The sequence below is a fragment of the Arthrobacter sp. 135MFCol5.1 genome (genome assembly GCF_000374865.1).
Lineage (GTDB): Bacteria > Actinomycetota > Actinomycetes > Actinomycetales > Micrococcaceae > Arthrobacter.
The window spans coordinates 31,318-58,050 of the sequence record NZ_KB895463.1; the positions used below are offsets into that span (position 1 = coordinate 31,318).

The 26,733-nt window shown below is 67.9% G+C and carries 24 protein-coding genes; 12 read left to right on the forward strand and 12 right to left on the reverse strand.

What is annotated here, in order from left to right; genetic code table 11:
- Positions 1–6: 6 nt before the first annotated feature.
- Both hutH and C563_RS0115910 read left to right on the forward strand, forming a co-directional pair.
- Complete coding sequence (hutH, locus tag C563_RS0115905; protein WP_018763065.1) at positions 7–1,599, forward strand: histidine ammonia-lyase; 1,593 nt, start codon at positions 7–9, stop codon at positions 1,597–1,599.
- A gap of 163 nt (positions 1,600–1,762) precedes the next feature.
- Positions 1,763–2,008: a hypothetical protein gene (locus C563_RS0115910; protein ID WP_018763066.1), complete on the forward strand. Its 246-nt coding sequence runs from the start codon at positions 1,763–1,765 to the stop codon at positions 2,006–2,008.
- Between the two features lie 112 nt (positions 2,009–2,120).
- Here the strand turns inward: C563_RS0115910 and C563_RS21480 are convergent, their stop codons facing one another.
- The gene (locus C563_RS21480) at positions 2,121–2,381 is read right to left on the reverse strand and encodes a hypothetical protein (RefSeq protein ID WP_018763067.1); all 261 of its coding nucleotides are present in this window, start codon (positions 2,379–2,381) and stop codon (positions 2,121–2,123) included.
- 209 nt (positions 2,382–2,590) lie between these two features.
- Between C563_RS21480 and C563_RS0115925 the strand changes: the two genes are divergently transcribed.
- Positions 2,591–3,472, forward strand: coding sequence for a fumarylacetoacetate hydrolase family protein (locus C563_RS0115925; RefSeq protein WP_018763068.1), 882 nt, complete (start codon positions 2,591–2,593; stop codon positions 3,470–3,472).
- A 2-nt stretch (positions 3,473–3,474) separates the two neighbouring features.
- On the opposite strand, the gene C563_RS0115930 is transcribed toward C563_RS0115925, so the two are convergent.
- Genes C563_RS0115930 through C563_RS0115945 form a run of 4 tightly spaced genes read right to left on the reverse strand, consistent with a single transcriptional unit; the run spans position 3,475 to position 6,959 of the window.
- Positions 3,475–3,870: a universal stress protein gene (locus C563_RS0115930; RefSeq protein WP_018763069.1), complete on the reverse strand. Its 396-nt coding sequence runs from the start codon at positions 3,868–3,870 to the stop codon at positions 3,475–3,477.
- A 39-nt stretch (positions 3,871–3,909) separates the two neighbouring features.
- Positions 3,910–5,448 carry a tripartite tricarboxylate transporter permease gene (locus tag C563_RS0115935; RefSeq protein WP_018763070.1) on the reverse strand — a complete coding sequence of 513 codons (1,539 nt, stop codon included), beginning with the start codon at positions 5,446–5,448 and terminating at the stop codon, positions 3,910–3,912.
- Entirely contained in the window at positions 5,449–5,952 is a 504-nt protein-coding gene (locus C563_RS0115940; protein ID WP_018763071.1) for a tripartite tricarboxylate transporter TctB family protein, read from the reverse strand.
- Positions 5,949–6,959 (reverse strand): Bug family tripartite tricarboxylate transporter substrate binding protein, encoded by a 1,011-nt coding sequence (locus tag C563_RS0115945; RefSeq protein WP_018763072.1) that lies wholly within the window; start codon positions 6,957–6,959, stop codon positions 5,949–5,951. The genes C563_RS0115940 and C563_RS0115945 overlap by 4 nt, the downstream gene beginning before the upstream one ends.
- 241 nt (positions 6,960–7,200) lie before the next feature.
- Between C563_RS0115945 and C563_RS0115955 the strand changes: the two genes are divergently transcribed.
- Both C563_RS0115955 and C563_RS0115960 read left to right on the forward strand, forming a co-directional pair.
- Complete coding sequence (locus C563_RS0115955; RefSeq protein ID WP_018763074.1) at positions 7,201–8,781, forward strand: sensor histidine kinase; 1,581 nt, start codon at positions 7,201–7,203, stop codon at positions 8,779–8,781.
- A complete protein-coding gene (locus C563_RS0115960; protein ID WP_018763075.1) occupies positions 8,778–9,443 on the forward strand; it encodes a response regulator in 666 nt (221 codons plus the stop codon). Before C563_RS0115955 ends, C563_RS0115960 begins: the two co-directional genes overlap by 4 nt.
- A 28-nt stretch (positions 9,444–9,471) precedes the next feature.
- On the opposite strand, the gene hutG is transcribed toward C563_RS0115960, so the two are convergent.
- Complete coding sequence (gene hutG, locus C563_RS0115965; protein WP_018763076.1) at positions 9,472–10,461, reverse strand: formimidoylglutamase; 990 nt, start codon at positions 10,459–10,461, stop codon at positions 9,472–9,474.
- A 175-nt stretch (positions 10,462–10,636) separates the two neighbouring features.
- Between hutG and C563_RS0115970 the strand changes: the two genes are divergently transcribed.
- Complete coding sequence (locus C563_RS0115970; RefSeq protein ID WP_018763077.1) at positions 10,637–11,941, forward strand: cation:proton antiporter; 1,305 nt, start codon at positions 10,637–10,639, stop codon at positions 11,939–11,941.
- Between the two features lie 65 nt (positions 11,942–12,006).
- On the opposite strand, the gene C563_RS0115975 is transcribed toward C563_RS0115970, so the two are convergent.
- Complete coding sequence (locus C563_RS0115975) at positions 12,007–13,446, reverse strand: NCS2 family permease (RefSeq protein WP_018763078.1); 1,440 nt, start codon at positions 13,444–13,446, stop codon at positions 12,007–12,009.
- Positions 13,447–13,553: 107 nt separating this feature from the next.
- On the opposite strand from C563_RS0115975, the gene C563_RS0115980 reads away from it, so the two are divergent.
- A complete protein-coding gene (locus C563_RS0115980) occupies positions 13,554–14,249 on the forward strand; it encodes a copper resistance CopC family protein (protein ID WP_018763079.1) in 696 nt (231 codons plus the stop codon).
- 52 nt (positions 14,250–14,301) lie between these two features.
- Here C563_RS0115980 and C563_RS0115985 read toward each other — a convergent pair whose 3' ends face one another.
- The gene (locus C563_RS0115985; RefSeq protein ID WP_018763080.1) at positions 14,302–14,940 is read right to left on the reverse strand and encodes an NAD(P)-binding protein; all 639 of its coding nucleotides are present in this window, start codon (positions 14,938–14,940) and stop codon (positions 14,302–14,304) included.
- Positions 14,941–15,367: 427 nt separating this feature from the next.
- On the opposite strand from C563_RS0115985, the gene C563_RS0115990 reads away from it, so the two are divergent.
- The 5 genes from C563_RS0115990 (at position 15,368) to C563_RS0116010 (ending at position 22,429) form a co-directional block, all read left to right on the forward strand.
- The gene (locus tag C563_RS0115990) at positions 15,368–16,408 is read left to right on the forward strand and encodes a universal stress protein (RefSeq protein ID WP_026264955.1); all 1,041 of its coding nucleotides are present in this window, start codon (positions 15,368–15,370) and stop codon (positions 16,406–16,408) included.
- Between the two features lie 33 nt (positions 16,409–16,441).
- Positions 16,442–19,297 carry a PEP/pyruvate-binding domain-containing protein gene (locus tag C563_RS0115995; protein ID WP_018763082.1) on the forward strand — a complete coding sequence of 952 codons (2,856 nt, stop codon included), beginning with the start codon at positions 16,442–16,444 and terminating at the stop codon, positions 19,295–19,297.
- 105 nt (positions 19,298–19,402) lie between these two features.
- Positions 19,403–20,518 (forward strand): hypothetical protein, encoded by a 1,116-nt coding sequence (locus C563_RS0116000; RefSeq protein WP_018763083.1) that lies wholly within the window; start codon positions 19,403–19,405, stop codon positions 20,516–20,518.
- The gene (locus C563_RS0116005) at positions 20,515–21,525 is read left to right on the forward strand and encodes an ABC transporter ATP-binding protein (protein ID WP_018763084.1); all 1,011 of its coding nucleotides are present in this window, start codon (positions 20,515–20,517) and stop codon (positions 21,523–21,525) included. The genes C563_RS0116000 and C563_RS0116005 overlap by 4 nt, the downstream gene beginning before the upstream one ends.
- Positions 21,515–22,429, forward strand: coding sequence for an ABC transporter permease (locus tag C563_RS0116010; protein WP_026264960.1), 915 nt, complete (start codon positions 21,515–21,517; stop codon positions 22,427–22,429). The genes C563_RS0116005 and C563_RS0116010 overlap by 11 nt, the downstream gene beginning before the upstream one ends.
- 25 nt (positions 22,430–22,454) lie before the next feature.
- On the opposite strand, the gene C563_RS0116015 is transcribed toward C563_RS0116010, so the two are convergent.
- The 4 genes from C563_RS0116015 to C563_RS0116030 form a co-directional block, all read right to left on the reverse strand.
- Positions 22,455–23,924 carry a C40 family peptidase gene (locus C563_RS0116015; protein WP_026264961.1) on the reverse strand — a complete coding sequence of 490 codons (1,470 nt, stop codon included), beginning with the start codon at positions 23,922–23,924 and terminating at the stop codon, positions 22,455–22,457.
- A gap of 208 nt (positions 23,925–24,132) precedes the next feature.
- Positions 24,133–24,591 carry a metallopeptidase family protein gene (locus C563_RS0116020; RefSeq protein ID WP_026264962.1) on the reverse strand — a complete coding sequence of 153 codons (459 nt, stop codon included), beginning with the start codon at positions 24,589–24,591 and terminating at the stop codon, positions 24,133–24,135.
- 9 nt (positions 24,592–24,600) lie between these two features.
- Positions 24,601–25,581 (reverse strand): DMT family transporter, encoded by a 981-nt coding sequence (locus C563_RS0116025; protein WP_051083553.1) that lies wholly within the window; start codon positions 25,579–25,581, stop codon positions 24,601–24,603.
- A gap of 97 nt (positions 25,582–25,678) precedes the next feature.
- The gene (locus tag C563_RS0116030; RefSeq protein WP_018763089.1) at positions 25,679–26,695 is read right to left on the reverse strand and encodes a PHP domain-containing protein; all 1,017 of its coding nucleotides are present in this window, start codon (positions 26,693–26,695) and stop codon (positions 25,679–25,681) included.
- Between the last annotated feature and the right edge of the window lie 38 nt (positions 26,696–26,733).

Consider the following 26,733-nt stretch of genomic DNA (forward strand, 5'->3'; position numbering starts at 1 on the left):
TATCCGATGACCCTAACGACCCACTCACCGCTGACCGTCACCCTCGGCTCCAACGGCGTCACTGCCCAGGACGTGCTCGCCGTCGCCCGCCATGACGCCAAAGTGGCCATCGCTCCGGATGCCCTGGAGGCCGTGGCCCAGGTCCGCGCCCACATCGACAGCCTCGCGTCCAGCGACGTCCCGGCTTACGGGATCTCCACAGGCTTCGGTGCCCTGGCCAACCGCCACATCCCCAATGACCTGCGCACCCAACTGCAGAAGTCCCTGATCCGCAGCCACGCCGCCGGCATGGGCCCGGCCGTGGAACGCGAAGTGGTCCGTGGCATCATGTTCCTGCGCGCCAAGACCCTCGCCTCCGGCCGAACCGGCGTCCGCCCCGTGGTGCTGCAAACCATGGTGGACGTGCTGAACGCCGGGATCACCCCGGTGGTCCGCGAGTTCGGCTCGCTCGGCTGCTCCGGCGACCTCGCTCCGCTGTCCCACTGCGCCCTGGTGCTGATGGGTGAAGGCGAAGCGGAAGGGCCCGACGGCGTCACATACGGCGGGCGCGGAGAGCGGACTGTCGCCGAGCTGCTTGCAGACCACGGCATCGAGCCGGTCACCCTGGCCGAGAAGGAAGGGCTGGCGCTGGTCAACGGCACCGAGGGCATGCTGGGCATGCTCCTGATGGCCATTGCCGACCTCCGCCAGCTGCTGGCGACGGCGGACATTACCGCCGCGCTCAGCGTTGAGGCGCTGCTGGGCACCGACCAGGTGTTCGTTCCCGAACTGCACGCCGCGCTGCGCCCGCATCCCGGCCAGGCTGCCAGTGCCGACAACATGCTGCGCGTGCTCTCGGACTCGCCGATTGTTGCGTCCCACAAGGAGGGTGACTCCCGTGTGCAGGATGCCTACTCGCTGCGCTGCGCCCCGCAGGTTGCCGGTGCCGTCCGTGACACCGTCGACCATGCGGAACTCGTGGCAACCCGCGAACTGGCCGCGGCTATCGACAACCCGGTGGTCCTGCCCGACGGCCGCGTGAGCTCAAACGGCAATTTCCACGGCGCCCCGGTGGCTTATGTCCTGGACTACCTTGCCATTGCCGTCGCGGACCTCAGCTCCATCGCCGAACGCCGGACCGACCGGATGCTTGATCCCGCCCGATCGCACGGCCTTCCCGCGTTCCTGGCCTCCGATCCCGGCGTGGACTCGGGGCTGATGATTGCCCAGTACACCCAGGCAGGCCTGGTGTCGGACAACAAGCGGCTGGCTGTGCCGGCGTCGGTGGATTCCATTCCAAGCTCCGCCATGCAGGAGGACCACGTCTCCATGGGCTGGCACGCGGCGCGGAAGCTGCGCAAGGCAGTGGAGAACCTCCGGCGGGTCCTGGCCATCGAGCTGGTGACGTCTGCGCGGGCCTTGGATATCCGCACGCAGCTTTCCGGTGGGGAGCTCACGCCGGGCCCGGCGGGCACCGCCGTCGTGGCCGCCCTTCGCGCCGTGGTGGAGGGCCCGGGGACGGACCGTTTCCTGTCTCCGGAATTGGAGGCGGCGGACCGGCTGGTTGCCTCCGGGGAAGTGCGACGGGCGGCCGAATCCGCCGTCGGCTTCCTGGCCTGAAAACCGAAGGATCTTCAGTACCTGCTGCACTCCGGTCCGAAGTGCGGAATATCCGGCGACACTGCCAGTAGCGGGGTCCGGAGTGTAGTAGAACTGATGGTGTAGCGAAAGTCACATCAACGACGCTGTGGCAGCAGAACAATACAAAGGGGTAGAAGTTCACATGAAAGCACGTGGGGCAGTCCTGTCCAGGCGCAACGCCCATTCCGCCGCGGTATCCAACTGGAAGGCCCTCAAGGCCGGGGACCGCGTCGAAATCATCAAGCATGCGCATGTGGTGGCAGCCGGGGAAGTGGAAGAGGTGTCGCAGAGCGGCAACGTCCTCTGGCTGGTGCCGGCCGGACCGTCAGACCTGTCGGAAAAGCAGCTCTTCCTTAAGTCCGACGGCGTCCAGGTCCGCCTCGCCTGAAGGCCGCACCCGCTAGACAAAAGAATCCCCGCAGCGCCTTACGGCACTGCGGGGATTCTTTCTTTGGCTCCAAGCGTTCGTCCGGTGGCCCGGGGGCCGCGCAGCCGGGAAATCAGGCCGCGACGGATTCGTAGGTCTCGCCAAAGGGGACGGATTCGTCCAGGGCCACCGTGTAGCGTCCCGGGTGCAGCCTGGTCACCAGGATGCCGCAGGCGGCGTCCTTCGCTGCCACCTCAATCAACTCGGCTACCGCCTCTTCCAGCCCGGAGTGGACCTCGCTGGCGCTGGAGAACTCGAGGCTGATGGACCGGAGTTCCGGGCCTTCGGCGGTTTTGGCAGCGGCGGGGACGCGCTCCAAAGTGCTTGTGATCATGTACTGAACTTTCTGTGTTTCGTGCCGGGTGGCTCCGCTATTCTAACGATCAGTATCCATATATGTCAGATGACTGCCCTCCTGAACCACTAGAGAGGCAGTCACAAAGCGTTCGTTCCGCGGCGCCGGACGGAATCAACGACCATGGAAGCGGGCACCGCCAGGGCCCCATCCAGCAGTCCCGCCCCCACACCTTGAGGAGATTCGGTATGAAGATCATGCGCCTGGGCAACAGCGGCAGCGAACAGCCCGCAGTGCTCGTTCCCTCAGCGGACGGCACCGGCCGGTACTTCAGCCTGCTGCCCCTGACGGATGACGTCGACGGCGGGTTCCTCGCTGCCGGCGGCCTGGACAAGGTCCGGAAAGCCTTGGCCGCAGGTGACCTGCCGGTCCTTGAGGGTGCGGAAGCGCTGCGGGTCGGACCGCCAGTGGCCAGGTCCGGCTCAGTGGTGGGCATCGGGATGAACTATGCCGCCCACGCGGCCGAGTCGGGAGCCGAACCGCCCACGGTTCCGGTGGTCTTCCTCAAGCCAAGCAATACGGTCGCCGGCCCCTTCGACCCGGCCCCGATCCCTCCGCATTCCGCAAAGTACGACTGGGAGGTGGAGCTGGGCATCGTGATCGGCAGGGAGGCCTGCTACCTGGGCTCCCCGGAAGAAGCAGCCGCGTGTATCGCCGGCTACGTCACGGCCAACGACCTCTCCGAACGGGAATACCAGTTGCCGGGAGCCGCGGGCCAGTGGACCAAAGGCAAGTCGCTTCCCGGGTCAACGCCCCTTGGCCCGTGGCTGGTTCCGGCCGAGGATATCGACGGCGGCAACCTCCCGCTGCGCAGTTGGGTCAATGGTGAACCACGCCAGGACTCCTCGACCTCAGAGCTCATCTTTGACGCAGCCACCCTGGTCCATCATTGCAGCCAGTACATGCGGCTGGAACCAGGCGACGTGATCCTCACCGGGACGCCGCAGGGTGTTGCCCTCAGCGGCCGTTTCCCCTACCTCCAGCCGGGCGACGTGGTGGAGGTGGAAGTGGCAGGCCTGGGCCGCCAGCGCCAGGAGTTGTTCCGGGCCCCGGCGGCCGCAACGGCCTAGGTTTACCGGCCCGCTTTTACGGCCAGCACAGGGCAGTCCGCCTCCAGCAGGATGCGCTGGGACGTGCTGCCCATGATCAGCTTGCCCACCGGCGTGCGGCGGCGCAGGCCGATCACGATCAGGTCGGCGTTGTGCTCCTCCGCGGCGTCCAGCACCTCGGCTGCGGCATCATGGCCGCGGACGGGCCGTTTGATCAGGTACTCGATGCCCTGGCCGGCCAGCCGCTGCTCGATGTCCTGGATGTCGCCTTCTTGCGCAAACCGGCTGTCCACTGCCGCTTCACCCTTGGAGGAGTTGATCAGCACCAAGGTGCTGTTGGCCTTTCGGGCCTCGGTGATGGCCTGCGTCAGGGCAGCTTCGCCCTCCGGGGTCGGGACGTATCCCACAACGACGGTCATGTTGTTTCCTGTTCTGCTGGGCGTGGGTGGGGGAGCTGTTCAGTCACTGTAGTCCGCTGCGCCCGAATTGGCTGGAACCAGGGGCTTGTGCGCCGGACGGTTCCGGCGGAACAGCTTGTAGGCAAACGGCCAGAGCAGGATGATGCCGATAATCACGTAGATGCCGACCGCGATCGGCTCGCTGAGGAGACCCGCGGGGTCGCCCGCACTCAGCTGCAGGGTCTTGCGGAGCTGCCCTTCAATGCGAGGGCCCAGGATCACGCCAAGGATCAGCGGCAGGACGGGAAGCCCGAAGCGCCGCATCATGAAGCCGAGTGCGCCCAGGACCAGCAGGATCACCAGGTCGAACGCCTGCAGGTTCACCGAGTAGGCGCCCAGCGTGGCGAAGAACAGAATGCCGGCATACAGGTAGGGGCGGGGCAGCTGCAGGAGTTTCGCCCACATCGGTGCCAGCGGCAGGTTGATCAGCAGGAGCAGCAGGTTGCCAATGAAGAGGCTGGCGATCAGCGCCCACACAAGGGCCCCTTGGCTTTCGAAGAGCTGCGGGCCCGGCTGGATGCCATAGGACGTGAAGGCGGCGAGCATGACGGCAGCGGTGGCGTTGGTGGGCAGGCCCAGGGCCAGCATGGGGGTCAGGGTGCCGGCGGCCGCCGCGTTGTTGGCTGCTTCCGGGCCGGCAACGCCCTCGATAGCACCCTTGCCGAACTCTTCGGGGTGTTTACTGAGGCGCTTTTCGGTGACGTAGGAGAGGAAGGTCGGGATCTCGGCGCCGCCTGCCGGCAGTGCGCCGAACGGGAAGCCAAAGGCAGTCCCGCGCAGCCAGGGCTTCCATGAGCGCTTCCAGTCGGACTTGCCCATCCAGGGCTGGCCCACGGGAATGGCATGCAGGGGGGTGCGGCGCAGGTGCGCGGCCACCCAGAGGGCCTCTCCCACGGCGAAGATGGCCACGGCCACGACCACGATGTCCAGGCCGTCGGCCAGGAGCGGCTGGCCGAAGGTGAGTCGCCGCTGGCCGGTCACGGAGTCCATGCCCACCAGGCCAATGGCCAGGCCGAGGCCCAGGGAAGCAAAACCGCGCAGGCGGGACGAACCGAGTACGGCCGTGACCGCCAACAGCGCCAAGACCATGATGGCGAAGTAGCTGGGTGCACCAAGGCTCACGGCGAACTTCACCACGATCGGCGCGCAGACGGCCAGCAGCGCCGTGCCGATGGTGCCGGCGACGAACGAGCCGATGGCCGCCGTTGCAAGCGCCTGCGCCGCCCTGCCCGCCTTGGCCATCTTGTTGCCCTCGATGGCGGTGACCACGGAGGACGATTCGCCGGGGGTGTTGAGGAGGATCGAGGTGGTGGAACCGCCGTACATGCCGCCGTAGTAGATGCCGGCGAACATGATGAAGGCGCTGGTGGGTTCCAGGGCGTACGTGACGGGAAGCAGCAGGGCAACGGTCATGGCCGGGCCCAGGCCGGGGAGGACACCGACGGCGGTGCCCAGGACGACGCCGATGACGGCGTACAGGAAATTCATGGGGGTCAGGGCGGTGGCGAAGCCGTCCATCAGGGAGGACCAGACGTCCATTTAGAGGATTCCTTCCAGGAGGCCGGCCGGCAGCGCGATGCCCAAGCCGAGGTAGAAGCCGTAGAAGGTCAACAGGGACAGGGCCACGGAGATCAGGCCGTCCCGGACGTAGCGGCGGCTGCCGAGGGCCAGCACGCTGCCCCAGAACAGGACCGTTCCGGAGATCACCCAGCCGGCCCAGTCGATCAGCAGGATGTTCAGGATGAAGGCGCCGGCCAGCGGCAGGACGGTCTTCCAGTCGGCGGGGTGCGTGAGGTCGACATCCTCGCCGCCCTCAGCCTCGCCCTTGCCGCCGCGCAGGACGTTGACGGCCAGCAGCACGGCGCAGACCACCAGCATTCCGGCCACGATGAACGGAACGGTCTTGGGGCCTACCGGGTCGGACTTCGAATATGGGGTGACCAGGCCGTTGGCATCCAGGAAGACCAGGACGCCGGCCGCCCCGAGCAGGAGTGCAACTCCCAGCTCGGAGCGGCCTTTGAGGCCTGTGGTCAGGGAGGTCACGCCAACCCAAGCTTGGTGAGGACGTCCGCCACCCGCTTGTCCTGTTCGGTGAGGAAGGTCTTGAACTGGTCACCGGTGATGAAGGCATCGGTCCAGCTGTGGGTCTTCAGCGCTTCCTTCCAACCGGCCGTGCCGTGCATCTTTTCGAGGGCTGCGATCAGCGATGCCTTGTCCTTGTCGCTGATGCCCGGAGGGGCCACCACGCCGCGCCAGTTTGTGAACACCAGGTCGATGTTGGATTCCTTGAGCGTGGGTGAGTCCACGCCGTCCAGGCGCTTCTCGCCGCTGGTGGCCAGGACCCGGACCTCGCCGGATTCGATCTGCTTGAGGTACTCGCCGGCACCGGAGGCGGCGAAGCCGAGCTTGTTGCCCAGGATTGCGGGCAGGAGGTCGCCGCCGCCGTCGTAGGCAACGTAGTTGACCTTGGTGGCGTCGATGCCCACGGCCCCTGCCAGCTGCATGGGCAGCAGGTGGTCGGGGCCGCCGGGCGAGGAGCCGCCGCCCACGGCGATGGAGCCGGGATCGGCTTTCCAGGCCTTCACCAGGTCATCGATGGTCTTGTACGGGGAGTCCTTGCTGACCATGATGGCGCCGGGCTCTTCGATCAGCCGGGCCAGCGGGGTGGTGTCGGTCAGCTTGGACTCTGACTTGTTGGTGTAGCTGGCGCCCACCACACCCAGGCCCATGAGCATGGCAAGATCTCCGTTGCCCTTCTCGTTGACCACGCGGGCCAGGCCCACTGTGCCGCCGGCCCCGGCGAGGTTGAAGACTTCGGTGTTGGTGGAGATCTTCTCGTCGTCGAGGACCTTCGCGGCGGCGCGGGCGGTGGTGTCGTAACCGCCGCCGGGGGTGTTGGGGACCATGATCTGCAGGCCGGTGATGGGTCCGGCGGCGGCGCCGGAGCTTTCCGAACCGGTGGAGCTCTTGCTGGTGGCACCGCAACCGGTGGCCATCAGGGCGATGCCGGCGGCAACGGCGGCAATTCGCAATGCGCGGATCTGGCGCATGTGTTCCTCTTCTCTCGAACAAATCTTGATCGGCGCCGGATGCCTTGCAGTTCCGGTGCCTTGTGGTTCCGATGCTAGGGGCGGCCGTGACGGCGATCACTCTTGTGTACGCAGAGAAAGTTGTGTTCATTGCGTTCACGTTTCCAAACCCCCACGACGGCCCGGCCGCGGGCTTTGGGATATAGTTCCCGGGTATCGCCCCCGGAACACCAGGAAGACCATTGTGACTCGACGACGAGGAATGTCCCTTGCGGGGCAGTACCTTCTGCTGCAGTTGCTCATTGTCCTGGCGGTGCTGGTGGGCGTGGTGGCCATTTCCCTGGCCCAGTCCGCGGCGGCCTTCGAACGGACCGAGGGCAGGCGTGCCCTGTCGGCAGCGGAAGCGCTCGGCGGCAACCCGGTGGTGCGTGAGCTGCTTCCGGACACAGAGCCGCGTGGCGGTGCCGTGCTTCCCGCTGTGGCGGAGTCCGTGCGCATTGTCTCGGGCTCATCCCGGGTGGCGCTGGCGAAACTGGACCGTACCGTGGTGGCATCCTCGGATCCCAGCCTGCTGGGCCGGCCGCTGGAGCTCGGCGCGAGCCGGGTGATGGAAGGCCGGGCGTGGACCGGAGTGGTGGGCGGCACGCCAGCACCGCTCCTGTCCGCCCATGTGCCGGTCCTGGACGATTCCGGCCGCATGATCGGGATCGCCTCCATCAGCCGCAACTATCCCACCGTCCTGGAACGGCTGGGCGACGCCGTCCCCAATCTCCTTACCTACCTTGGGGTTGCCAGTGTCCTGGGCATCGCCGGGTCCCTCCTGCTTTCGCGCAGGGTCAAGCGGCAGACCCTCGGCATGGAACCCAGCGAAATCACCAGCCTGGTGGAAAACCGGGAAGCCATGCTGCACGGCCTCAAGGAGGGCGTGGTGGCTCTCGACCTGCACGAACGGATCACGGTGGCCAACCACAGTGCACGGGCGCTGCTGGGCCTCCCTCCGGATTGCGTGGGCAAGCGGGTGTCCGGCCTGGCTGTCGAGCCGGCCCTCAAGCAAGTCCTCACCCAGGACCAGCCCGGACCGGACCAGCTGGTGCTCGTCGGGGACCGCCTGGTGGTGATGAACCGGGTGCCCATCCGGTCCCGCGGCAAGGTGATCGGATCGGTGGCCACGCTCCGCGACCGGACGGAACTCTCTGAACTTGAGCAGGAGCTGGGCGCCACCCGCACCGCCACGGACACCCTTCGGGCCCAGGCCCATGAGTTCGCCAACCAGCTCCATGTCATTTCCGGCCTGATCCAGATCGGCGAGTACGAGTCCGTGGTCCAGTTCGTCAACGGCGCCACGGTGGACCGGACCCGGCTCAACGACGAGGTGACCGGCCGGATTGCCGATCCCGCGCTCGCCGCCCTGCTGATCGCCAAATCCAGCCTGGCCGCCGAGCGTGGCGTGGCACTGCAGCTGGACCCGGGTTCAGGGCTGGACAAGGTGGATGACGCGCTGTCCCGGGACCTCACCACGGTGGTGGGGAACCTCGTCGACAACGCGTTCGACGCCGTCACCGGGCTTCCACAGGCAGCCGTCACGGTGCTGGTGGAGGGCAGAGCCGGGGAGGACGTGGTGGTCACAGTCCGGGATAACGGGCCCGGCGTCCCGGGCGGCTCGGCCGACCACATTTTCCGCCAGGGCTTTACCACCAAAGAACCAGGGCCGGCGGGCAGCCGCGGCTTTGGCCTGGCGATGTCCCGGGTTGTCTGCCGCCGCGGCGGCGGGGACCTGACGGTGGCCAATGACCACGGGGCGGTCTTTAGGGCCGTGCTGAAACGAGGGAGTACCCAGGCATGATCAAAGTCCTGATCGTCGACGACGACTTCATGGTGGCCAAAGTGCATGCCGGATTCATCCAGCGCACGCCTGGCTTTACCGTGGTGGGGGCGGCCCACACCGGGGCACAGGCAGTTGCCGAGACCCAACGGCTCCGGCCCGACCTGGTGTTGCTGGACATCCACCTGCCCGACGTCAACGGCCTGGACCTCATGCACCGGCTGCGCAGCGTGGCCCCCGAACTGGACGTCCTCGTGATCAGTGCCGCCCGCGAGGTCGAAACGGTACGGAAGGCGCTCCGGGGCGGCATCGTGCATTACCTGATCAAGCCGTTTTCCCAATCGGACCTGCAGGAGCGGCTGGAACATTACCGCAGCGCGTACCAGGGCCTGGATGCCGCCAAGGACGTGGCCGAGCAATCGGACGTCAACCGGGTATTCGGCCTGGACCGCGGCGAACGGCCGCTGCCCAAGGGATGCAGCATCGAGACCCTGAAACTGGTGGAGGCCGCCCTCAACGCTGCCGCCGGCGACGTGTCCGCCGCGGAGGTTGCCCAGGAGCTCGGAACGTCCCGCGTCAGCGCCCGCCGCTACCTGGAATACCTGCATGACGCAGGCGCCCTGGACGTACGGCTCAAGTACGGCGTGGGGCGGCCGGAACGGCGTTATGTCTTGAAGGCGTGACCCGGCCTGACCCGGCCGCCAAGGACTGTCAGCGCAGCAGCGTGTCAACCAATCGGGCGGCCGTTCGCGCGGTCCGTCCGTCAATGTCGAATGCGGGGTTCAGTTCCGCCACGTCCAGGTGCAGCAGCTTCCCGCTCGCGGCCACCTGCCGGCATACGGCCGTGATCACGGGAAGTGGCACGCCGTAGGCTGCGGGGGCGCTGACGCCCGGGGCCACCGAGGCGGGAAGTACGTCCAGGTCGATCGTCAGGTACAGGATGTCGGTTTCCGCCAGGAAGTCCGCCACGAACGCCTGGACGCGTATTGCCCCGCAGTCTTCGTCCAGCAGGTAGCGGACGCCGAGTTTTCCCGCGGTGTCGAACAGGGCCCGGGTGTTGTTTGGCTCCGAAATGCCGACGACGGCGTAACGGAAGTCGCGTCCGGCGTCCGTTTCCGCACGGGCCATTTGCAGGAACGGCGTACCCGAACTTGGAACCGCTTCGTCGCGGAGGTCGAAGTGGGCGTCGAGGTTCAGCACGCCCAGCCGCTGCCCGCTCCGGACCGCGGCCGACGCACTGACGCCAAGGTAGCTGGCGTAGGCGGTTTCGTGGCCGCCGCCCAGGACGACAGTCTGGTGGCCGGCGTCGAGCAGGGCTGCCAGGGCATGGCCCAGCCGTTCCTGGCCGGCCTCAAGCCGGTCTCCGGACACCACCACGTCACCGCAATCGGAAACGGAGCGGTCCAGATGGAAGGCCAGGGGTCCGAGCGCTGTCCGCAGCGCTGCGGGGGCGGCGGCAGCCCCGGTCCGGCCCTTGTTTCGGCGTACTCCCTCGTCGCTGGCGAAACCCAGCAAGGCCACCGGCTTCCGGCCCGAGGCCACTGGGTGCCCGGCACCCTGGCCGCCCTCCGCGTCCGACGGACCGGGCTCAAGCGCCCGGTTCACTGCCTGCCACCAGCGGCGGTGGGCCGGGCCGTCGCCGTCGTACCTCCCTGTCCAGGGCTGCGGCGGGACGTCGACGGCTGGGGACTGGAAAGGCATGCATCAAGCTCACCGTACGCCGGGCAGAAAAACCAGCAACGCCGCCGTCGTCCTGTCCGGGATCCAAGAACCAACCCCGCGGGGCGGGGCAGGGGTAGGGTGGGATCGGTCGGCCAGATCCAAGCGTGACGTGCCTGTGCCGGAACCACGCATCTTTCCAAGCCGGAGGCCGCTCATGTTCGACGCCGCTAACATCATCTTTGCGGCCGCCGGCGCGGCCGTCTTCGTCGCCGCCGTCTTGCCAAAACTGCTGCGCAACATGCCCTTGTCCATGCCCATGGTCTTCCTCGGTGCCGGCATGGGGGCCTTTGCGCTGATTCCCTCGCTCCCGGATCCCAACCCGGTGGAGCACAGTGGTTTCGTGATGCACCTGGCGGAAATCTGCGTCATCATTTCGCTGATGGGCGCCGGGCTTGCCTTGGACCGGCCGGTAGGGCGCAAGCGGTGGTCCACCACCTGGCGGCTGCTGGGCATCGCGATGCCACTGTGCATTGCCGCCCTGACGCTGCTGGGCATGTGGTTCCTGGGCCTGGGCCTTGGCGCGGCACTGCTGGTGGCCGCCAGCCTGGCCCCCACGGATCCGGTCCTTGCCTCGGAAGTGCAGGTGGGCGAACCGGCGGACGAGGAAGAAGGTGTCGAAAAGGAAGATGAGGTGCGTTTTGGCCTTACCTCGGAGGCCGGCCTCAACGACGGGCTGGCCTTCCCGTTCGTCTACCTGGCCATCGCCATCAGCGTGGCAGGCGCCTCGCCGTCGGCCTGGTTTCCCGAATGGTTCGGGGTGGACGTGCTGTGGCGGCTGGCGTTGGGCCTGCTGGTGGGTTTCCTCACCGGAAAACTCCTGGCGAAGCTGTTCTTTTCAGCGCGCCGCGACAGCCTGCGGCTTTCCAACCACTCGGAGGGCTTCGTGGCGCTGGCAGCCACCTTCCTGGCGTACGGGCTGACGCAGTTGGCGGAGGGCTACGGGTTCATCGCGGTCTTCGTGTGTGCCGTGACCATCCGCGCGGCCGAGCGCAGCCATGGCTACCACCGGGTGCTGCACTCATACGTGGAGCAGCTCGAACGGCTCCTGACCGTGGTGATCCTGGTCCTGCTCGGCGGCGCCATAGCCCGTGGACTCCTCGCCGGCATCGGGCCGGCGGAGGTGCTGGTCGCGTTGGCGTTCCTGCTGGTGGTCAGGCCCGTGGCGGGTTGGCTGGGGCTGTTGGGCGGCAAGACCGGGCCGCGCGAACGGGTGGCGCTGTCCTTCTTCGGCATCCGCGGTATCGGGTCGCTGTACTACTTGGCCTTTGCCCTGGGGGAGGACCATTTCGCGGACCAGGCGCACTGGCTCTGGTCGTTTGTCGGGCTGGTGGTGGCGTTGTCCATAGTGATCCACGGGGCCACCACCTCGCCGCTGATGAACCGGCTGGACCGGCTGCGCGAGAAACGGGCGCTGGCCGTCTCCGGGGACGAAGGACTCGCGCCCAACACGCCGGTATAGCCAGCCGTAAAGACAAAGGGCTGGTACGGCAGGCGCCGCACCAGCCCTTCCCGTCCAGCGGGTGGCTACATGCTGAGGGCGGCCTCGATCGGGCCGATGGCGAAGAACAGCAGGAATGCCGCGGCAACGGCCCACATCAGCGGGTGGATGTCCTTGACCTTGCCCTGGACCGTGCGGATCAGGACGTAGGCGATAAAGCCGGCGCCCAGGCCGTTGGCGATCGAGTAGGTGAACGGCATGAGGGTGAAGGTCAGGAACGCCGGGATGGCAATGCCCCAGTCCTGCCAGTCAATCTTGCCCACCTGGGACACCATCATGAAGCCCACCACCACCAGGGCCGGGGCTACGGCCTCGAACGGGACCAGGTTGATCAGCGGGGTGAAGAACATGGCCACCAGGAACAGCAGGCCGGTGACGATCGAGGCGATGCCGGTCCGGGCGCCTTCGCCAATGCCGGCGCCGGCTTCGACGTAGATCTGGTTGGAGGAGACGGACGCGCCGCCGCCGATGATGGCACCGAGGGCGTCCACCTGGAGCACGCGGTCCACGTCGGGAATGTTGCCGTGTTCGTCGACCGTGCCGGCTTCGTTGGCCAGGCCCACCATGGTGCCCATCGCGTCGAAGAAGATGCTGAGCAGGATCACGAAGGCCAGCAGGGTGGCGGCCACGAAGCCGAGGTCGGAGAAGGCGCCGAACGGGTTGGCCTTGCCGATCAGGGAGAGGTCCGGGGCGGCCCAGCCGCTGAATGTGGGGGCCACCAGGGACCACCCCTGCGGGTTGGAGGTCTTGCCGTCAAAGCTGGGGCCGATGTGGAGGGTCATCTCAAGGATGACGGACAGTACGGTCGAGGTGATGATGCCGATCAGGATGGCGCCCTTGACCTTCCGGACCACCAAGGCGATGGTGAGGATCAGGCCGAAGACGAACACGGCGGTGGGCCAGCCCAGCAGTTTGCCATCGAAGCCCAGGCCCACGGGCACGGTGGTTCCTGCCACGTCCGGGATTCGCCGCACGAACCCGGCATTGACCAGGCCGATCAGGGCGATGAACAGGCCGATGCCCACCACGATTGCTGTCTTGAGCCCCTCGGGTACGGCCTTGAAGACGGCGGTGCGGAAACCGGTGAGGACCAGGATCAGCATGGTGATGCCGGAGAGGACCACCAGGCCCATCATGTCCGGCCAGGTGAGGCCCGGATTCCTGGCGACCGTCACGGCTACGAAGGCGTTGACGCCCAGGCCGGTGGCCAGTGCGAAGGGGTGCCGTCCCCATGCGCCCATGAGGATGGTCAGGACCCCGGCCACGAGCGCAGTTACGGCGGCAACGGCGGTGAAACCGAGCGTTGCCCCGGTGGAGTCGGGACCGGACAGGATCAGGGGGTTCAGCACCACGATGTAGCTCATGGCGAAGAAGGTGGCGAACCCGCCGCGGATCTCGCGGGAAAAGTTGGAGCCTCGCTCCGTGACCATGAAATACCGGTCCAGGGCAGAGCCTTGCTTAAGCATTAGTCCTCCGGGGGAATGTGTGGGGATACCTGCATCCTAAGGGTGCTGCACGGTGGGGGCGGCCAAATTCGCCTAGTCTGTAAGGAAGCCAACATGAGGAGCAGCCCATGCGCCCGGTCCACCGGCAGTTGCTGAGCATAATGCTCGGTTTGTTCGTCCTTGCAACCGCCACCCTTGGCCTGGTGGGGCCGGCCTCCGCGCATGATGCCGCGGAATCCACCACCCCGGCGCAGGGAGCCGCGTTGGCGGCCCCGCCTGAAGAAGTTTCGGTGACCTTCAGCAACCCGCCGCTGGGCATTGGTTCCTCGTTCTCGGTCAAGGATGCGTCCGGGAAGGAGTGGGCTGACGGTTCCGTCCGCATCGTCGACAACGTCGCCACCCAAAAGCTTCGATCGGGTGGCCCGGCGGGGGCGTACACGGTGGCGTGGCGCGTGGTCAGCTCAGATTCACACCCGATCGAGGGGACGTTCACGTTCACCGCGGCGTCGGGATCCGCCCCAGCGGGAGCCGCGGCCTCAGTCCCTGCCCCGTCGGAAAGTTCGACGGCGGCCAGCGCCGTCCCCGGCATGGGCACCGCGAGGCCGGGGGTGACGGAGGAACCGTCAGCACCTGCCGGCGCAGCCGAACCCTTCCAATGGAGCATCGTGCTGTTTGCGGCTGTGGCCGTTGGATTGCTCGTCAGCCTGGGCGTCCTGGCCCGGCGCAGGCTATCCGGTGACGGTGACACGCTTGACGACGGGCACCAGCCCGACGAGGAGGACCGGCCCGACGACGGGGACACAGTTGGAGAGGGCCAGCGGTAGCGGGCGCTTGGCTGAGCAGGCAGATCAAGGCCGGCGGTCAAAAGGATTGCCGTCAGCAGGTCAGCGCCGCAAAGCTGCCCGTTGCAGGGAAGGCGCCGGCCGACGGCTGGACAGTGCCAACGTTGACCTTGGCGGAGATCGCCTGGCCTACGGTCTTGGCCTGGCGCAGCACCTCCTTGGGTGACGGCGTGATCAGCTCGCCGACGCCCACCAGGTAGATGCCGATCGCCCGCATGGCTGCTGCCACGTTCTTGCCTACGGCAATGCCGAAGTCGCTGAGCATGCGCCGCAGTTGGCTGTGGGCGCAACGCGTCAGGACAATGTGGTCTGCCACCAGGATGCCTGTGGGCGTGTGGACCTGCCACTGGGGCGCTGCGGTGTCCTCCGGACCCTCAAGCATGGTCAGCTGCACAGCCCGGGTGGTATTCCGCACGTCGACGCTGTGGCTTGCGGCGTAGTTGCGCAGGTGCCGCAGGATCTCGTTCCGCTCCCTCAGGGTGTCACTGTCAGCGGCGTCGCAGCGCTGCAGCGACGACGTGTTCGCCGGCTGCGCCGCGCCCAGGATATCCAGGCCGTCCACCACGATGGAGTCCACTCCGTGCCGGCGCAGTTCAGCGGCCACGGCCAGCCCGGACAGTCCGGTGCCAATGATCACAGTGGTGGTCTGTTCGGTCCCGGCACTCCCAGACATGCTTGACACTACAGTTTCCCTCCTTCGAAGCTTCGGCAGGTTGCCGGCGACCTCGCCGGCTCGCGTCCCGATGCCCCCAAGCACGGTCGCAGCGCATGGCCGGGCCGCCCCCAACAGGAAGTTGCAGCTGGCGTCCCGGACCAACAATGTCCTGAAGACTACAGAACAATTGCGGCCGTGAATAGCCCATGGGAGAAAACATTCGCCCGGTGGTGAAGGCGCTTTCCGGGAGCGCAGGGAAAGCCTGTGGATAACCCTCGTTCGCGCCCCTGAACAGGCTTGCTAAGCCGCGGGGGACGGAGAATAGTGGGAAATGGAAGCGGCCTGTTCCCTGCCGTTGCAGCAGCGGGACGGGGTGCACGGACCCGGGGCCGTTTTCTGGCAGAATAGCCGCAACATCAGGCAGTATCGCGAGGAGGCGGCCCCCATGGGCTCACAAGAGTTGCATCCGGACCCCGCTCGGGACGGCGGTGGTTCTCCGGCCGCTCCCGAAGGCATCGTGGTGGGGGTCGATGGCTCCGAGCACGGCCAGTGCGCCCTGGTGTGGGCCGCGCGGGAGGCCCAGCGCCGTCGTCGTCCCCTCCACATCGTCACCGCCTACTCGGTGCCGATCTTCGCCGCGTCCGGCCTGGACGGCGGCTACGCCACCGTGGACGACTCGGTCATCCGGGAGGGGGCCGAGGCCATCGCCAAACAGGCCCTCGAGAAGGTTTCGACGTACGACGTCGAGGCCAGCTCCTCGGTGGAGAACGGTGACGCCGCCGGTGTGCTGCTGGAGATCTCCGAAACCGCCGAGCTCCTGGTGGTGGGAACCCGCGGCCGCGGCGGCTTCGTGGGCCGGCTCCTGGGTTCGGTCAGCAGCGCGCTGCCCGCCCACGCGAAATGCCCCACGGTGACCGTGCCGCTGTTCTGCTCGGAGCGGCTCGGTGAGACCACCGAAGACCGGCGCATCAAGGCAGAGCAGGCCAAATCCGGCCACCGGCCGGTGGAGAACGTGGTGGTGGTCGGCGTCGACGGTTCCGAGCAGGCCAGGGTGGCCGTGCTGGAAGCAGCTGACCAGGCCGAACGGCTCGGCGCCGCGCTCCGTGTGGTCTGTGCCGTGCCGCAGTACAGCGGTTCCTTGGCGTGGGTTCCCGCCCCGATGGACCGGAAGGCCTTGTTTGAGGACATCCGCGTCACCCTGGACGCGGGCATGGCCTGGCTTCGCAGCCACTATCCCCACTTGCGGGCCGATTACGAGCTCAAGGACGGTTCGCCTGTCGACGTCCTCGTGGAGGAGAGCAGGCACGTGGAACTGGTGGTGGTGGGCACCCGCGGCCGCGGTGGCTTCACCGGCATGCTCCTCGGCTCAACATCGGACGGCGTACTCCATCATGCCAGGGGACCGGTCATGGTGGTGCCGGACCGGGAAGACCCGCGCCTGGCAGACCGGGCACGGTTCGGGCCCATCCTGGGCGACGCAGCGTAGGCACACCAGGTCCGCCGGCAGGCCAGCCACGCCATGGGGCAGCAGGGGATACCGTCATCGGGCACCAGCGCAGGCGCCGGTCCCGTCCTGCCGCTGGAGGCCCTCGACGCCGGAATGCTGGCCCTCGTGGGCGGCAAGGCGGCGAACCTCGGCGAGTTGATGTCCGCCGGGCTGCCCGTCCCGGAAGGTTTCTGCCTGACAACAGAGGCATATTGGCAGGTGGTCGGCACCCCTGAGCCCGTCCTTCCCGGACTTGCCGATGCCTTTGCGGCCCTGCAGGGAGCAGCACGGGCCACAAGCCATGATTTTGCCGCCAGCGGGTCAATCGACCTGGCCGGACCGGCCGGAACCGCGCGTGCCGCAATCCTGGCGGCGCCGCTTCCGGCAGCAGTATCCGACGCCGTCGGGCAGGCGTACGCCGCGATGGGACCGGACGTTCCGGTGGCGGTACGGTCCTCCGCTACCGCCGAGGACCTGCCGTTTGCGAGTTTCGCCGGCCAGCAGGACACCTACCTCAACGTCATCGGAGGGGACGCGGTCCTTGAGGCAGTGCGCAATTGCTGGGCATCGCTCTGGACCGACCGTGCAACTGCCTACCGGGCAAGCCTGGGCATCGACCCTGCCGGAGTGGCCATCGCCGTAGTGGTGCAGCGGATGGTGGATGCAGACACGGCGGGAGTCATGTTCACGGCGAACCCACTCACCGGGCGGCGCCGGCAGCTCGTCATCGATGCCGGCCGGGGCCTCGGCGAAGCAGTGGTCTCCGGCGCGGTCAACCCGGACCACTTTGTGGTGGATGGCCTGACCGGCAGGGCAGTGGAGCAGCGGCTTGGCGGGGAAGGCGTCGAGGTCAGGTCCCTTCCCGGCGGCGGCACGGAGACGAGGAAGTTGCCGGGCAGCACCGGAACGCCCTGCCTGACGGAACCCCAGCTGGCCGCCCTGGCGAGGCTTGGGCTGCAGGCCGAAGACCACTTCGGCGCCCCGCAGGACACCGAGTGGGCCATCGACAACGCCGGGGCCTTGTGGCTGACCCAATCCCGGCCCATCACCACCCTCTACCCGGTCCCGGAAAGCAACGGGGCCGCCCACGTCCGCCACGGCGGGCCCGGCGCCGGCGGCACCAGGGCGTACCTGTGCTTCAGCCTGGCGCAGGGACTCACCCGGCCGCTTACCCCCATGGGGCTGGCCGCCTTGCGCCTTGTCGCCTCGTCCGTGGCCACGGCCGCACGGTTCCCTGTTCCCGAACCCCGGCGGGGGCCGTCCCCGTACGCCGAGGCAGGGCAGCGGATATACATCGACTTCACCACGCCCCTTCGCAGCGCCGTGGGCCGCCGCATCGTTCCCCGGGTCTTTGACGTCATGGAGGCACGGACCGCAGCGGTCATGCGTCAACTGTTCGAGGACCCTGCCTTTTCGGTGACCGGCAGGACGCCCCTCGGGCTCCTCCGGCACGCAGGCCCGGCAGCAGTGCACGCCAAGGTTCCGCAGGCAGTACTTCGGGCCCTGCTCCGGCCCGGGGCGGCGCTCCGCCGGCTGGACCGCTTTACCCGGGACTTCGAGGGATCCTTGGCCCCCACCGATGGTCCCGGGGCCCTGGCCAGGCTGGACCATGTCGAGGCCCTCCTGGGAGCCCGCCTTTTTCCGATTGTTCCGGCCATACTTCCCCTCCCCTTGGTGGGCTTTGCGATGCTGGGCCTCGCCGGAAAGCTCCTTGGCGACGACGCGTGGGACGAACTCCAGCCCGTGATCCGGGGCCTGCCGAACAACGTCACCACCGAGATGGACCTTGATTTGTGGCGCCTCGCCTCGGCCATCAAGGATGATGGCGAATCGGCAGCCGCCCTGATGGGATCGGATCCAGCGGCGCTGGCGGAAGACTTCAGGGCCGGGCGGCTGCCCGCGCGCCTGGACGCCGGGCTGGGGCGGTTCCTGGAGCGGTACGGGCACCGGGCGGTGGCTGAGATCGACATCGGGCTGCCGCGGTGGTCGGAAGAGCCCGCACATATCCTGGGCATCCTGGCCAATTACCTCCGGTTGGAAGATCCCGCCCTAGCGCCGGACCGGCAGTTCAGCACAGCAGCCGAGGACGCTGAAGCCCAGGTCGAGCGGCTCGTAGCCCGCGCAGCCGGGCGCGGCAGGACCAGGGGAGTGTTGGTGCGGGCCGCCCTGCGCAGGGCACGGCTCTTCGCCGGCCTGCGTGAACTGCCCAAGTACCAGCTTGTGCTTGGCCTTGGAGAAGTCCGCAGGCAACTGCTCCTGGTGGGCGCCGAACTCGCGGAGGCAGGAGCCCTCGACCGCCCGGACGACGTCTTCTTCCTGGACTTCGCCGAGGTGCGGCAGGCCCTTTCCGGTGTAACAGCGGACCCGGGAGCAACGTTGCCGGACGTCCGGCAGCTTGTCGCCGGCCGGCGGGCGGACTACCGCCGGGAGCTTGATCGCCGGCATATACCCCGGGTGCTCCTCTCGGACGGCACCGAACCCGAAGCGGTCCGTACCGCCACCGGCATGGCGGACGGAACGCTGGCTGGAAGTCCTGCCTCGGCAGGGACGGTGACGGCAGCGGCACGGGTGGTCCTGGACCCCGTCGGCGCCCGCCTCGAACCGGGCGAGATCCTGGTTGCCCCGTCAACTGACCCCGGGTGGACGCCGTTGTTCCTTACTGCCGGAGGGCTCGTGATGGAAATGGGCGGCGCCAACTCCCACGGCGCTGTGGTGGCCAGGGAATACGGGATCCCCGCGGTCGTCGGGGTGGCGGATGCCACCAGGCTGATAACCACCGGCCAAAGAGTAACGGTCGACGGCGGTCAGGGAACCGTCGTGCCCGACCGTCCTGCCGGTACCGAAGTTTTAGGGACCCATGCCGGCACGGACCCGGCCGCGCGGGCGTAACCTTGATCTATGGGTTCCAACACGCTGGATTCCAGCGGAGAGTTGCAGCAGCGCAGCACATTGCAACAGCGCAGCACACTGCGCCGACGGACATGGCTTCGGTGGATGCCGGCCGCCGCAGCCCCGGTGGTGATCGCTGTGGGCGCGCTCACCGGGTCCCTGCCCGCCAGCGCCGGAGACCCGCTGCCCGCGAAAACCCCCGCACAAGTCCTGGAACTGGTGGGCACCCATCAGGTGCACTCTTTCTCGGGAACCTTGGAGCAGGTGTCGGAGTTGGGCCTGCCCGAGCTTCCGGCCGCCGGCAAGACCTCCGCCCCTGCATCAGCCGGGAGCGCAGCCGCCGTTATCGAGCTCCTGTCCGGCCGGCACAGCGCCCGCATCTACGTTGACGGCAAGGACAACGCCCGCGTGCAGGTCGTGGACCAGTTGGCAGAACGGGACGTGGTCCGGGATGGCAATGATGTCTGGTTCTACTCGTCGAAGGACAACACCGCTGAGCACCTGACGCTGCCCGCAAAAACCCAGGATTCGATGCCCTCGAGGGACATGCAGGGCACACCCGGCGTCCCCGCGCCGGACGACCTGGCGCAGCAGCTCCTGTCCAAGGTCGATCCCACCACCGCCGTCACCGTGGGACCGGACGTCGTTGTTGCCGGCCGCAGCGCTTACAACCTGGTGATTGAGCCCCGCACCGATGCAACGCTGGTGGGCAAGGTGGCCATCGCGGTCGATGGCCAAACGGGCATGCCGCTGTCCGTCCAGGTGACCGCGCGCGGAGCCGACAAACCGGCATTTCGTTCCGGTTTCACCGCCTTTTCCCTGGACACGCCGGATCAGTCCCTGTTCAGCTTCACGCCACCGCCGGGCAGCACGGTGAAGGACGTTCCGGTTCCGGACAAGTCCCATGAGCCGGCAGATGCTCCACATCCGGGGCCCATGGCCAACCCGGACCAGCTGCTTCCCCAGCTCGAAGCGAAGGCGCACCTCTCCGTGGCCGGAACCGGCTGGGAAACGGTAGTGGGCACGGCAGCGGGCGCTTCCGGTTCAGCTGCAGCGTCCCTGCTGGCCGATCCGCTGCTGGCACAGGCCGCAGTCCCCGTCCCGGGCGGCCGGCTTCTCTCCACAGCCCTGGTGAACGTACTGGTCACTGACGACGGCCGGATGTTCGCTGGCATGGTGCCGCCGGAGGCACTGCAGGCCGCAGCGGCAGCGGCTCGGTGAGTACGGGCCTGGCGGGCGCTGGTCCGGCGGCTGCCGGGCTTGCGATCGAGACCCATGGCCTGAGTAAGCGGTTCGGCCAGCAGACCGCCGTCGATGCTGTGGACCTCGCCGTCCCGCACGGGGCGGTGTTCGGTTTCCTTGGGCCCAACGGGTCCGGCAAGACCACCACCATCCGCATGCTGCTTGGCCTGGCGGCCGCCTCCGCCGGAACCGTGAACCTGCTCGGCAGGCAGATGCCGGATGAGTTCCACGACGTGCTTCCGCGGGTCGGTGCCTTGGTGGAAGGACCGGCGTTCTATCCCTTTCTCTCCGGGGCCGCCAACCTCCACCGGCTTGATGCCGCCGGCCGGCACACCGTGCCGGCCACCCGCAAGGCCAGGGTGGAACGGGCCCTGGAGCGCGTGGGATTGGAACACGCGGCCCGGAAGCGGGTCCACGCGTACTCACTGGGGATGAAGCAGCGGCTGGGCATTGCCAACGCGCTGCTGTCTCCCCGGGACCTGCTGGTGCTGGATGAGCCCACCAATGGATTGGATCCTCAAGGTACGCGTGAGGTGCGCAACCTGGTCCGGTCCCTGGCCCACGAGGGCACCACCGTGTTCGTCTCCAGCCACCTGCTGGCCGAGGTGGACCAGATGTGTACCCACGCCGCAGTAATGAGCGCCGGCAAGCTCGTGGCGCAAGGGCCGCTGGCTGAACTCCGGCAAGCCGGCAGCACCCGCCTCCGGCTGGTCACCCCGGACGGCGGCGCGGCGCGGCGGGTCCTCGCGCGGCTGGGGCTGCCACCCGCACCTGTGGACGGGGAATCCGGCAAGCCGTCGCCGGACGGCGAGACCATCGTGGCGGCCTTGGTTACCTCAGTGCAGCCACCCGCCCCGCTCCCGGAAGAAGTCGTTGCGCACCTGGTCCAGGCCGGGGTGCGTGTCCGGGGCTTCGCCGTCGAACGCGAAAGCCTCGAAGACCGCTTCGTTGCCCTTACCGGGGAAGGATTCGACGTTGCCCAGTAGCGTGCCTGCCGACATCCCACAGCCTGCGGGAACCGCCCGGGCCGCGACCCCGCAGAGCACGTCCAGGCGGTCCGGTTCCAGGACGCCGGGTTCCGGGTTTTCCTTGCTGGCCTCTGAACTGAGGGTCCTGTTCACCCGGCGGCGCACCTGGGCGCTGTTGCTGGCCCTGGCCGCCATTCCGGTGCTCATCGCCGTCGCGGTCAAGGTCTCGTCCGCCGTCCCGCCCGGTCGCGGCCCTGCCTTCCTGGACCGGATTACCCAAAACGGACTGTTCGTGGCCTTCACCGCCATGCTGGTGTCCGTCCCGCTGTTCATGCCGCTCGCCGTGGGCGTGGTGGCCGGCGACACCATCGCCGGGGAAGCGAGCCTGGGAACCCTCCGCTATTTGCTGGTGGCCCCGGCGGGCAGGGTGCGCCTGCTCCTGGTCAAATATGCGGGCGCCGTGGCCTTCTGCATCGTGGCACCGTTGACCATCGGCCTGGTGGGGGCAGCCATCGGCGCGGCGCTCTTTCCAGTAGGGCCGGTGACCCTGCTGTCCGGCGGGGTCATCCAGCCTGCTGAGGCCGCCGTGCGGATAGTGCTCATCGCCGCCTACATTGCCGTATCCCTGGCGGGCCTCTCAGCGATTGGGCTGTTCCTGTCAACCATGACCGTGGTCCCCGTCGGTGCGATGGCGGCCACCGTGGTGGTCTCGGTCGTTTCCGAGGTCCTGGACCAGCTTGCCCAGCTGGAATGGCTGCATCCATGGTTGTTCAGCCATTACTGGCTTGGTTTCGGTGACATGTTGCGCCAGCCGGTGCTGTGGGACTCGTTCGCCGCGAATGGACTGCTCCAAGCAGGCTACGTGGCGGTGTTCGGGGCGCTGGCGTACGGCCGTTTCGTCACCAAGGACGTCTTGAGCTGACTGGTGGGCGGACCCGCAGTACGGCTCAGTAGCGGGCGGCGTACGGGTAGAGGTCCATCCCCACCATGGAACTGATGCTGGACACGGTGATCCCTTCCTGCGGATTCAGCGCCTGCACCACCTGGCCGTTTCCCAGGTAGATGGCCACGTGGTAGAAGTTCGGAGCCGAGCCCCACACCAGGAGATCGCCGCGGCGCGCCTGTGAGATCGGGACGTGGACAGGGGCGGCAGCGTACTGCTGGGACGCGGTGCGCGGGAGGTACTTTCCAGCGGCGGCGAACGCGTTCTGCACCAGGCCGGAGCAGTCAAAGCCGTACACGCCGGTACCGCCCCACTGATAGTAGTACGGCGCGCCAACCTTCCCCAAAGCGACGGCGATCGCCGTCTCGTAGGTCCCAGCGCCGGTTGACGGGGGCGCGGGAGCGGGCGCCGGCGCCGGCGCCGGCGCGGGGTTGGCAGGAGCAGGGGCCGGTGCGGGCGCAGCGGGGGCCGGGGCCGCGGGAGCGGGTGCGGCGGGTGCCGGAGCTGCAGGCGGCTGGGCTGGAACCGGGGCCGGGGCCGCCGGGGCCGGAGCGGCGGGAGCAGGTGCCGTGTCCTGGGCCGGCGAGTTCCGGGCCGGGGCGTTCTGCGCAGCGGACTGGTCCTGTGACGCTTGGTCCTGGGCTGCCTTGTCCTGTGCCGCTTTGTCGGCAGCGGCAGACAAAGCCGCAAGCCGCGCTTCTTCACGCTGCTTGTCCAGGGCATCAACCCGGGCCGATTCCAGCGCAACGGTGGTGTTCCGGAGCTGCGCCAGCTGGTCCACCAGGATGCTCCGCTGCGCCTTCGCGTCGGACACGGCTTTGGCCTGCGCGGCGTTGGCCTCTTCGGCCTGGGACTTCCGCTGCTCGGCGGTTTTCGCAGCATCGTCAGCGGCCTTGGTGGCATCGTCGGCGGATGCCGTCAGGGAGCGGTACGCGGTGGCCGCGGCATCCGCAGCTTCAAAAGCGCGGCTCCGGCTGGCGGACAGGGCTTCGAGCGTGGCGGCCTGCTGCAGGCTGTCCCCACCGCTGGCCAGGGTTCCGAGCGTGGGGTTCAGTCCGCCGTTGCGGTAAAGGTCTCCGGCGAGTTGCCCCACCTGTTTCCGGGATTTGTCCAGCTGCTCCTTCGCGGACGAGGCACGGGCGGAGGCCGCGGACGCAGCCTGGGTCCGTTGCTGCAACTCAACCAGCGCTTCGCTGTAGGAGTTGTTTGCCTGCATCGCCACGGCGAAGGCCGCCTGCTGGGCCGTGGATGCGTCGGCGAGAATGCGTTCGATCGCGGTGACCTGGTCCGCCGTCGCGGTTTCGCTGGCTTTTGCCGCGGCAATATCTTCCGGGGACGGGATGTCCGGCGATGCCGGAACGGACAGCGGCGCGGAAGGCGCCGGTACGGCTGCTGCGGGTGTGGCAACGGAGGCAAAGAGTACGACGGCGGCGCACAGCACGGCCGTTGTACGGCCGGATCCGGGTAAAGCCATGTGCAGAGACCTCGCAACAATTGGGCTGGGAGTGAGGTTCTGGATGCGGCACGACGGTGCCCCTCAGCTGCTCGCCAGCAGTCCGAGGTTACGTGACTCGATGCACATTGGCAACAGCAGTCACAGCAATAACATAAACCACAAGAATGTCATTCGTGGTGCTGGCCGATAGGGCGTGTCGCGGAATCGGTCGCAGGCCGGAGCCTGCTCAGCCCCAACCCAGCTCGTGCAGCCGGGCATCGGAGATGCCGAAGTGATGGGCGATTTCATGGACGACGGTCACGGCCACTTCGTGGATCACATCATCCCGGGAGCCGCAGATCTCCAGGATGGGTTCGCGGAAGATGGTGATGCGGTCCGGCAGGGAACCGGCATCCCACCACGAGTCGCGTTCCGTCAGCGGCACCCCTTCATAGAGGCCCAGCAGGACGGCGTCCGGATCTTCCCCGGGGCCGGGAACATAATCGTCTTCGATGAAGACGGCCACGTTGTCCATGGCGCGGGCCAGGCGGTCGGGAATACTGTCCAGGGCATCCTGGACGGCGGTCTCGAACTCGTCCGGGGACATGGCGAATCCGGAGGGCGCGTCCGCAACCGGTTCGTTAGGGGCTGCTCCGTCCGGACTCGAGGGGACAATCGGCAGGCCCGGTGGCAGGCTGGCTGGCATAGTTCGACTCTAGCCCCGATGCGGGCGGCGCCGCCCGCCGGGCGCCCGGGTCCTGCGCCGGGTCAGGCCGACGCCCACGAGGCACACCAAGCCACCTGCCAGTCCCCAGGCGGCAGGAATCTCGCCCAGCAACAGCCAGGAGATAAGGACGGTGGTTCCTGGTACCAGGTACGTGGTGGCGGCCAGCTTGCCGGCATCCACCAAAGACAACGCGTAGGCCCATGTGGTGAAGGCGATAGCGGTGGGGAAGACCCCCAGGTACACCAGCCCCCAGGTGGCCTGCGGCGGAGCTGCCTGTACTTCGGCCGCGAGCTGCCCGGCGAAGGGCAGGCAGCACAGGGCACCCACCACGATTCCGAACCAGGTGGCCTGGGCCGCGGGGAACTTCCGCACCACCGGCTTCTGGATGATGACGCTGACTGCGGCGAGCACCGCGGCAAGGAGGCACAGCGCCACGCCGGCGAGGTCCGCCGTCGTACTCCCGCCCGGGGTGCGCGGCTGCCCGGAACCGATGGCAATCATCGCGACACCGGCAAAGGCCACCGTGCTGCCGATCAGCAGCCAGCGTGGAAAACCTTCCTTGAGGAAGATGCCGGCCATGATTGCCACCAGGATGGGATTGACGTTGATCAGCAGGGCGCTGGTGCCTGCGTCCAGGATGTGCTCGGCAGCGTTCAGCGCCACGTTGTAGCCACCGAACCACATCACTCCGTAGGCAAGGATGGGCAGCCACTCCCGACCCCGGGGCACCACGCGGCTTCTGAGGAGTTGCGGCAGCACCAGGATGGCCAGGACGACGGCGGCAACCGCCAGCCTGCCCAACGTCAGGGAGCCGGGGGAGAAATGCGGGCCGATCGCGCGGATTCCCACGAATGCCGAAGCCCACAGCAGCACGGTGACCGCCATGGCCGCCACGCCGAGGGCCCTCACCGGGACAGCCGCGGGAGCTGGGGGAGTGAGTGCTTTGGGTCCGGGGCTGGATGAGGGCATGAACCAAATGTAGCGGCGGCGGAGGCGCCCGGCTGGCGGGAATCGGACAACGAGGTACGGCGGTTGGGGGACTCCCCGGTGCCCGGCGGGGCCGGCCCTACGGGGCTGCGGCCCAGGCCAGCAGCTTGTCCGCCGGCCAGGTGGTGATGATCCGCTCAACGGGTACGTTGTTTCGGGCCGCCCGTTCGGCGCCGTACTGCAGGAAATCCAGCTGCCCGGGTGCGTGGGCATCGCTGTCGATCGAGAACAGGCAGCCGGCCTCCAAAGCCAGCTGGATCAGGGCGTCGGGCGGGTCCTGCCGCTCCGGCCGGGAGTTGATCTCCACGGCGACGTTGTGCTCTGCGCAGGCGGCAAAAACTTCCTTGGCATCGAATTCCGACGGCGGCCTGGTCCCTCGCGAGCCCTCCACCAGCCGGCCGGTGCAGTGGCCCAGGATGTTGGTCCGCGGGTCGGTGATTCCGCCGAGCATCCGCGTGGTCATGGTCTTGCGGTCAGCACGCAGCTTGGAATGGACGCTGGCCACCACGATGTCCAACCTGTCCAGCAGTTCCGGTTCCTGGTCCAGCTCTCCCGATTCCAGGATGTCCACCTCGATGCCTGCCAGGAGCCGGGTGGGTCCGCCCTTGCCGTTGATGCCCGCCACCACGTCAAGCTGGTCGCGCAGGCGTTCGGGCGAGAGGCCGTTGGCGATCGTGAGGTTGGGGGAGTGGTCTGTCAGGGCCACGTACTCCCTGCCCAGCACCTCCGCGGCGGCAAGCATCAACTCGATGGGGGAGCCGCCGTCGGACCATTCGCTGTGGCTGTGGAGGTCGCCGCGCAGCGCCTCCTGGATGTCCCTGCCGCCGGGCGCCAGCGGCTGCGCTCCCTTCTCCCGGAGGTCCGCCAGGTACTCGGGAACTTGTTCGTCCACGGCCTCCCGGATCACGGCGTAGGTCCGGTCGCCGATCCCCTTCATGGACTTCAGCCGCCCGGACCGTGCGCGGGACGCCAGTTCGTCCGGGTCCAGGGCGCCGATGGTGGCGGCGGCCTTGCGGAAGGCCTGCACCTTGAAGGTGGCAGCGCGCCCGCGCTCCAGCCAGAAAGCAATCTCGTTGAGGGCTGCGACGGCATCCATCCGTCCATCTTGGCCCCTGCAATGGCGGAATGGCGGTG